Below are 6648 nucleotides of genomic sequence, written 5' to 3' on the forward strand. Positions count from 1 at the left end.
ACGCCTATATCACTGTCTGCGTCCCGTAACCTGTCCCTCCAAAGCGGCGATAGTGTTTTGTACCACGTCGATTAGAGGAGGCATTTCCTCTCTGAACACAAAGGCGGGAGCGAAAAACTTCCCGGCCTCGAAGGAATCGACCACCAACTCCATCTTTTCAGCCACCTTCTGACGGGCATCCTGAAAATCTCCGAAGATACCCTCGTCGGGGGTGCAGCCGAGAAGAGACATACACCTTCCGACGGCGGTAAGCAGCCAGTCCATCCCCTCCATGACCTGAACCGACAGGTTCATGGCCTGTTCGACCTTCTCCGATTCCAGCATATCCGCCACGGAGAGAGCGCCTTTTCGAACATTGACGACGTATTCTCCGGCGGATCCCAAAGTCTGGACGACCAGCTCCTTCACGTCCATGGAGACGAACTCCACCGAGGTCCCCCCCTCGAGGGACACGAAGGCCTCGGGAGACATCTCCACGCCGTCCACGGCCACGGAGGCTATCACCCGGTTTTGATCGCTCAAAATAGACGAGATCCTCTCGTAAACCTGAACGTTGTCATCTTCATCTAGGGTCAAGGGGACCCCGTCGAGCACGATCTTCTCCATGAGACACCTCTTTCGATCTTTGAAAAGGCTCGCAAGCCTTAAGACGACTACTTTATCATTATACCAGCAGTCGAACCGTTGCTACGTATTTTTCAACATATCCTCGATTTTCCTCATAACCCACCCCTGGTCCGACTCGGAGAGCCCCACATATACGGGGAGGGAAATCTCCATGGAATAAAACCTCTCGGCAACGGGAAAATCTCCGATTGTATAGCCGAAACTCTTTCTATAATAAGGGTGAAGGTGAACCGGAGGATAGTGCACCTGGACCCATATACCCTCATCCCTTAGATCCAAAAAGAGCTTTTTCCGAATATCCGCTGAAACCCTGAAGGCGTAGAGATGGTATCCGTGACCGGGATGCCCGGCCGGTATTACCGCCCCGGGAAGCTCGGCGAGTCGCTCGTCGTATCGTCCGGCCACGGCCCTGCGATAGGAGACGAAGTCGTCCAGTTTTTCAAGCTGGCTCAACCCCAAAGCGCACTGAAGATCGGTAAGCCTGTAGTTGTAGCCCAGATCGATCATCTCGTTGGACCAAGGTCCCTCGGCGTTTTCCATCTCGCCGGGATCCTTGGTTATGCCGTGGGAACGGAAAAGCCTGAGCTTTCGGGCCAGCTCGTCGTCGTCGGTGACGACCGCTCCTCCCTCTCCTGTGGTTATGTGCTTTACGGGATGAAAGCTGAAAACCGTCATATCCGCTTCCTGTCCCACCATAAAGCCATCTCTACTAGCGCCCAAGGCGTGGCAGCCGTCCTCCACGACGAGAGCCCCTACGGAACGGGCCATCTCCATAAAGGGGCTCAACTTCACCGGATAGCCGCTATAGCTTATCGGGGCTATCACCTTCGTCCTGTGAGACAGTTTTTCCATGGCCTTTTCGGGATCGAGACATCCGGTTCTCTCGTCTATATCGGCGAAAACAGGGACCCCTCCCTGATAGAGAGCCGCATTGGAGGTGGCGGCAAAGGTCATGGGAGACGTGAGGACCTCGTCTCCCTTCTCCACTCCGGCGGCGAACATTGCTCCGTGCAATGCGGAGGTACCGTTACTGAAGGTAACGGCGTATCTACACCCGACCTTGGCCGCCAGGGCCTTTTCGAAGGACTCCACCGTAGGGCCCTGGGTCAGCCAGTCTCCTCTGAGAACCGAGCAGACAGCCTCTATATCCTTTTCGTCTATATATTGATGCCCGTAGGGGATCATGAAAACACCGCCGCTTTCTTATAAAATTTTTATCGAACCATGGAGAGTATGGCCCTGGCCACCCTCTTCGCTCCGTCGGTGGACACGCAACCGGCAGGAGGGGGGAAGGCCTTTTCTATGGCACCGTGCAGGATTTCGGGGGATACGTCTTTCCACCACCCCAAGTCGATACCCCAGCCAAGTTCGGACAGGGCCCGTCCTATCCTTCTCTGGTTTTCCGCCACCTGAAACACCACCACCGGTTTGCCGAGTGCCATCGCCTCGTAACAGGTCACGCTGGAGGTACAGACCACCGAGGAGGCCCTGGCCATCAGTCCGTCGAAATCGGAAGGAGCCCTCATCAGGGTCAATCCGTCCTTCTTATCAGCCATCCGAGACACCTTATCAAAATAATCGTCCGGCACCATAGGACCCAACACTGCTACCATAGGAGGCCAGGAAACATCGTACCACCGAGCCATATCCAGTGTCGCCACACCGATATCGGAAGATCCAGCGACAAAGAGAACGAAACCGTCGTCTTTAGGAAGCAGCTCCCGAAAGGACCTTCTAAGCAGACAATACTTTGGCCCAAGAAGCTTCACGACTTTATCGCCGTATGGAATAGAGTCGGAGTCGACGTTGTAGTTAAGGATAAAATCTGCGTGTCTATCCACAGGGAGATGGCGAAAATCGTCTACGATCATCAGCTTGGTATAATGTCTAATACCCTCAAGGATCGACGGAGAAAAACGATAGCTGTCGGCGATGACCATATCCACCCCATCGAACTGCCCCGGCCTGTGGAGCTCCGAATAAAAGGCAGGGGAGCCAAAATCGGGAAAATCGCCACCGGCGGCCTCGGGTATACAAAAGCGAACCGAGAAGCCCCCCTCCTCCAAAGAGGCGGCCAAGGCCCTGCACCGGCTGATGTGTCCTCCACCGATGGAGGGACCTCCGTCGGCTAGGATCAGGATATTAGCTATAACCTTCTCCAACCCCAAAGCCTAACCTGGCCTTTTAAGCCCAAGGGGGGGAGATCAAGGGCTAGCTTATTTATCGGGGCATCATAAGATGGACTTTTTCCATCCTCTTTAGCCATCCAAGCATTAATAACCCTGCTCAAAAAATAATAGGTAGAACTAAAGTTCTCTATGAATTCAAGCTTTACCCCAGGGCAATCAACGGACTCTATTTCTGAATCAAAAAAGTAGCGGTTATGCCAGGGCTTTTTTATCTCGTCCAAACCTAAAGAGGATCTGAACAGATTAATCTCGTCCAGGCCTTCAGAGCTGTTTTCGCACATGAGGAAAAGGCCGTCTTTTTTTAGCAAAGAAAATATCTTATACATTGCATCCTTTTGTTCCTCCCAGGAGGGCAAGTTAATAAGACATCTCTCGGTATAAATAATATCGTATTTAGGGCTATCTTCGATGGATGCGACATCAGAGACGTAAAACCTAACATCACCGAGAAGATCGGCATTCTTGATATTTTTATACGCCTCCTTTATCATACCCTCAGAGAAGTCAACTCCACATATGTTCAGCTTGAATTTACTAGCTATCTCCATACAGGTAATACCGTTACCGCAACCGACATCTAGAACGTCGATTCCATCTCTCATGTACTCCATTATTTTTTTTTCTTCTAGTTTTTTCATTAAAAAATCATTGGAGCCAGCAACTTCTCCCATCGAGGATCGCTCTTCCCAAAAATCTCTTATCCTCTGTCCGTCTTTCATATAAACATCCCCCATAATAACCATTCATCTTTCTCTATATCGTTCTTTGCCGTCCTGCCAATTACATTTTTCTTGTGTTTTGAGAATATCCCATAGCCAGGTCTTTTGCAGGTTAACATGTCCTCTGTTATCACAGTTCCTGCTGGAATATCGCAAGAGGCATGTAAGCTCCTTCTGCCCTTCTCGTAAAACTCCATCTCCTCTTCGGAAGGGCCTAGCTTCCTGCCGTCTCCCATGGCGGACTCCACGTCCCTGATCTGACGGACCAGCTCCTTTAGCTCCCCTGGCTCTATGGCAAAGGGATGGTCCGGTCCCTCCATGGACCTGTCCAAGGTGAAGTGTTTCTCCACGACGGAGGCCCCCATAGCCACGGCGGCCACGGAAACGTGGACCCCGGGGGTGTGGTCCGAAAGCCCCACAGCGGTGCCGAAAGCCCTACGGATGGTCTCCATGGACCGGAGGTTCATTATATGGGCCGGAGCAGGATAGACTGAGGCACACTGGAGAAAGATGACCTGCTCGTTTCCGGCGTTGCGACAAGTGATGTAGGCGTCCTGTATCTCCTCCATGTTGGCAAGGCCAGTGGATATTATCATAGGCTTGCCTTTTGAGGCACAGTAGCCCAGCAGATCTAGGTCCACTATCTCGAAGGAGGCGATCTTGAAGAAATCGCTCACCTCGTCCAACTCGTTAACAGCCTTATGGTCAAAGGGAGTGGCAAAAAAGAGGATGCCCTTTTCCTTGCAGTAGGAGGCCAAGCCAGGAAGCCAGTCCCTTGGGGTCTCTATCTCCGATATGAGGGTATGGAGATCTTTGTTGTAGCTGGAGTGAACCGGTGTTTTTTTAGAAAAAAGAGTATCAGCCGAGTATATCTGAAATTTGACCGCATCAGCCCCAGCCTCGACAGCGGCGTCTATGTGTCGTAAGGCCAGGTCGTAGGAACGATTGTGGTTCGCCCCTACCTCCGCTATTATGAAGCAGGGGTGTTTTTCGCCTACAGGCCTTCCTGCCATGAGTATAGAGTCCGTCATGGAAGAACCTCCTTTTTTTTATAAACTTACTCTTCGTTTTTTTTCTCTATCATACGGAATATCTGCTCTGCCCTTTTCCAGTCGTCCAACGTGTCTATGTCTTGAACTCTCCAGGACGGCAATATGACGGGCCTGGCGTTTCGGCTGAAGAAGAGGGGGCCCTCTTCTGGCATCTCCGATACGTTCAGCCAGTAAAACTGCCCCGCATCATGGTATGCCTCCGGCAGATCCTGCGATCTCGAGGACTGGTATTCCGGCCAGATCATCTCCACATGGCCGCCCTTGGAGAGCTTCAATCCACGGTATATTGGATATTCGAAGGGGGTGACGGAGAAGGAGGATACCGCTCCCTCTTCGCAAACTTTTTCATATCCTTTTGTTATATCCTCTGCCTGTACGAACGGGGCCGTGGCGTATATACAGCATATATGGGTGACGATGTCTCCTCGTTTTTCATGCCATTCCAGGCAGTGACGGACGACCGCATCGGTTCCGGTATGGTCGTCCGATAGTCTTTCCGGACGGATAAAGGGAACTTCGGCACCGTAGGAACGAGCTACGTCGGCTATTTTTTCGTCATCCGTCGAGACTATCACCTTGTCGAAAAGACCTGTTTTCACAGCGGCCTCTATGGAGTAAGCCATTATCGGTTTGCCCCAAAATGGTCGTATATTTTTACCCGGTATTCTCTTGCTTCCCCCTCTGGCGGGGATCAGGGCTGTTATCATTTTACACTCTATCTTTCGCAGTTACGCTCTATCATTTGCGCTATTTCTTCGACCGTAAGGAACCATTCGTTTTCTCCTGAGCTATACACGAAATCCTCCGCTACTGGTTTGCCGGTCTCTCCCAGTTCGTTTCTTTGAAAATCCCTGTGAGACTGAAAGGTAAGCGACGGCGTTATGACGAAGTGGTCTTCGAACTCGAGGACGTTTCTGGCATCGTCCAGAGGACACATGATTTCATGGAGTTTTTCACCCGGCCTAATTCCGACTGTTTTCTGAGGCGTTTTCGGAGCTACGGCTGTGGCGATGTCCACCACCCTGGCCGATGGGATTTTAGGTACGAAGAGCTCCCCTCCCTGCATACGCAGAAAGGCTTTCACCACGAAGTCCACTCCCTGAGGGAGAGTTATCCAAAAACGGGTCATGCCGTCGTGGGTTATCGGAATTTCGGGAGCATTTTCCTCGACCAGCTTCTTGAAAAAAGGTATTACCGATCCTCTGGATCCCATCACGTTACCGTAACGAACGACGGAAAATCGGGTTTTCCCTTCTCCTACTAGGTTGTTGGCGGCGGAGAAGAGTTTATCCGAGCAGAGTTTCGTCGCTCCGTAGAGGTTTATGGGGTTGGCCGCCTTGTCCGTCGACAGGGCTACCACTCTGTCCACGTCGTTGGCTATGGCCGCCTGTATGACGTTGTACGCTCCATTCACGTTCGTCTTTATGCATTCCATGGGATTGTATTCGGCGGCCGGAACCTGCTTCAAGGCGGCGGCGTGAACGACGAAATCGATTCCCTTCATCGCCATGGAAAGGCGATCGCCGTCGCGGACATCTCCGATGAAATATCTCATGCACGGGGCATCGTAAACCTGCTGCATTTCGTACTGTTTGAATTCGTCTCTGGAATATACGACTATTCGCTTGGGATTCCATTCCTCCAGCAATCTGCCGATAAAGGCCTTTCCGAAAGAACCGGTTCCTCCGGTTATAAGTATCGATCTATCGTCGAACATAAAGACACACCCTTCGTCGGACACCGGTCCGGATAAAAGTCAAAAGAGGCCGCCGCATCTCTGGCGGAAGCCTCTCAATACCGTCGATTTCTCCAATCGTCACGCTTCCACGTCGATCAAAGCTCCGAACATCTCCTGTACGTGCTCTATGAAGTTGATAACGCTGTCAGGTGGTATTTTCCTTATGACTCTTTCCTCCGATCCGTCCTTTTCAAGTACCTCGACCTGAAATTCATCGGCCTCTTCCCTGAAACGGAAACGAATCTGTCTGTCAAAAGCCTGAGCCACCTCTTCGGCTTTCGCCAAAGAATTTTTTATCTCTTCTCTGCCGGGACGGTAAAAAA

At 51.5% G+C, this 6648-nt stretch carries 8 protein-coding genes; all 8 read right to left on the minus strand.

Annotated features, from left to right (window positions below; genetic code table 11):
* Nucleotides 1-9: 9 nt before the first annotated feature.
* The gene (locus tag L2W58_RS11935) at nt 10-606 is read right to left on the minus strand and encodes a hypothetical protein (RefSeq protein ID WP_236103644.1); all 597 of its coding nucleotides are present in this window, start codon (nt 604-606) and stop codon (nt 10-12) included.
* 81 nt (nt 607-687) lie between these two features.
* A complete protein-coding gene (pseC, locus tag L2W58_RS11940) occupies nt 688-1812 on the minus strand; it encodes a UDP-4-amino-4,6-dideoxy-N-acetyl-beta-L-altrosamine transaminase (RefSeq protein ID WP_236103645.1) in 1125 nt (374 codons plus the stop codon).
* 29 nt (nt 1813-1841) lie between these two features.
* A complete protein-coding gene (locus L2W58_RS11945) occupies nt 1842-2795 on the minus strand; it encodes a hypothetical protein (RefSeq protein ID WP_236103646.1) in 954 nt (317 codons plus the stop codon).
* Nucleotides 2774-3535 carry a class I SAM-dependent methyltransferase gene (locus tag L2W58_RS11950; RefSeq protein WP_236103647.1) on the minus strand — a complete coding sequence of 254 codons (762 nt, stop codon included), beginning with the start codon at nt 3533-3535 and terminating at the stop codon, nt 2774-2776. The genes L2W58_RS11945 and L2W58_RS11950 overlap by 22 nt, the downstream gene beginning before the upstream one ends.
* Nucleotides 3532-4566 (minus strand): N-acetylneuraminate synthase family protein, encoded by a 1035-nt coding sequence (locus L2W58_RS11955; RefSeq protein WP_236103648.1) that lies wholly within the window; start codon nt 4564-4566, stop codon nt 3532-3534. The genes L2W58_RS11950 and L2W58_RS11955 overlap by 4 nt, the downstream gene beginning before the upstream one ends.
* A 26-nt stretch (nt 4567-4592) precedes the next feature.
* Entirely contained in the window at nt 4593-5294 is a 702-nt protein-coding gene (gene pseF / locus L2W58_RS11960) for a pseudaminic acid cytidylyltransferase (protein WP_236103649.1), read from the minus strand.
* 8 nt (nt 5295-5302) lie between these two features.
* Nucleotides 5303-6304: a UDP-N-acetylglucosamine 4,6-dehydratase (inverting) gene (pseB, locus tag L2W58_RS11965; RefSeq protein ID WP_236103650.1), complete on the minus strand. Its 1002-nt coding sequence runs from the start codon at nt 6302-6304 to the stop codon at nt 5303-5305.
* A gap of 99 nt (nt 6305-6403) precedes the next feature.
* Nucleotides 6404-6648, minus strand: a 245-nt coding sequence (locus L2W58_RS11970; protein WP_236103651.1) for a flagellar protein FlaG, incomplete at its 5' end; no start/stop codon positions are given.

The sequence above is a fragment of the Dethiosulfovibrio faecalis genome (assembly GCF_021568795.1).
GTDB classification, from domain to species: domain Bacteria; phylum Synergistota; class Synergistia; order Synergistales; family Dethiosulfovibrionaceae; genus Dethiosulfovibrio; species Dethiosulfovibrio faecalis.

Excerpts from the sequence above, each read along its gene's own strand:
- L2W58_RS11935 (WP_236103644.1), bottom strand. The coding sequence starts at position 606 with ATGGAGAAGATCGTGCTCGACGGGGTCCCCTTGACCCTAGATGAAGAT.
- pseC (WP_236103645.1), bottom strand. The coding sequence starts at position 1,812 with ATGATCCCCTACGGGCATCAATATATAGACGAAAAGGATATAGAGGCT.
- L2W58_RS11950 (WP_236103647.1), bottom strand. The coding sequence starts at position 3,535 with ATGAAAGACGGACAGAGGATAAGAGATTTTTGGGAAGAGCGATCCTCG.
- L2W58_RS11955 (WP_236103648.1), bottom strand. The coding sequence starts at position 4,566 with ATGACGGACTCTATACTCATGGCAGGAAGGCCTGTAGGCGAAAAACAC.
- pseF (WP_236103649.1), bottom strand. The coding sequence starts at position 5,294 with ATGATAACAGCCCTGATCCCCGCCAGAGGGGGAAGCAAGAGAATACCG.
- pseB (WP_236103650.1), bottom strand. The coding sequence starts at position 6,304 with ATGTTCGACGATAGATCGATACTTATAACCGGAGGAACCGGTTCTTTC.